This is a genomic window from Endozoicomonas arenosclerae (genome assembly GCF_001562015.1).
GTDB classification, from domain to species: domain Bacteria; phylum Pseudomonadota; class Gammaproteobacteria; order Pseudomonadales; family Endozoicomonadaceae; genus Endozoicomonas_A; species Endozoicomonas_A arenosclerae.
In genome coordinates, this window is record NZ_LASA01000317.1 from 1 (window position 1) to 787 (window position 787).

The following is a 787-nucleotide window of genomic DNA, read 5'->3' on the forward strand; positions in this document are numbered from 1 at the left end:
CCCCAGCTAACGAACATGACCTGAATCAGGCAGGGCAGCTGCTGCACGGGGATGAGCAATTTATCTTTGCAGATGCCGGCTATCGCGGGGCCGAGAATCGGACAGAGTTGGAGTCCTGTGAAGCTGAGTGGTTCATAGCTGAAAAGCCCAGCATCTTGAAAGAGMTGAAGAAGCATCCCSGAAAAAATAAGGTGCCCATCAAACTGGAATTTACCAAGGCCAGTCKGAGAKCAGCAGTCGAACACCCCTTCAGAATCATTAAGTGTCAATTTGGATTTATAAAAGCCAGGTATCGAGGTTTGAAGAAGAATGACAATAAACTGTCTACTTTATTTGCCCTGGCGAATATTGTTCGACTGGATCAAATGATCCGGGCACAGGGTTAGTCCGCCCTGAAGTCACGAAAGTGGCTAAATATCATACAAATAAGGGGTTGAGACCTCTGATTTCAGTCCTACTTCGAACTCGATTCAAGAAGGGAGGTAAATTAGAGGTTATTCGCAGGTTCCCTAGACGTAGAGCTGTCATCTAGTACTCGACTTTTACTAAGGAAGGTGTGAAGAAGTCCATCAATCCTTTGAGCATGTTCTAAAACACAATTCTTAGAACTAAAAGCGAGGATAGGGTCGCTCATTATCTACTTTTCAGCCGGTTTTCTCGGCTGATAGGCAGATTAACCCCTACGTAGCATTTGATCCAATCTAACCACATTAGCCAGAGCAAAAAGAGTGGCCAGTTTATTGTCATTTTTCCCGATGCCTCGATACGCTGTTTTTACAAATCCAAA

1 protein-coding gene is annotated in these 787 nt (G+C 44.7%); it reads left to right on the top strand.

The annotated features are described in order from the left end of the window. Positions 1-386, top strand: a 386-nt coding sequence (locus WG89_RS29010; RefSeq protein WP_153301915.1) for a transposase, incomplete at its 5' end; no start/stop codon positions are given. Between the last annotated feature and the right edge of the window lie 401 nt (positions 387-787).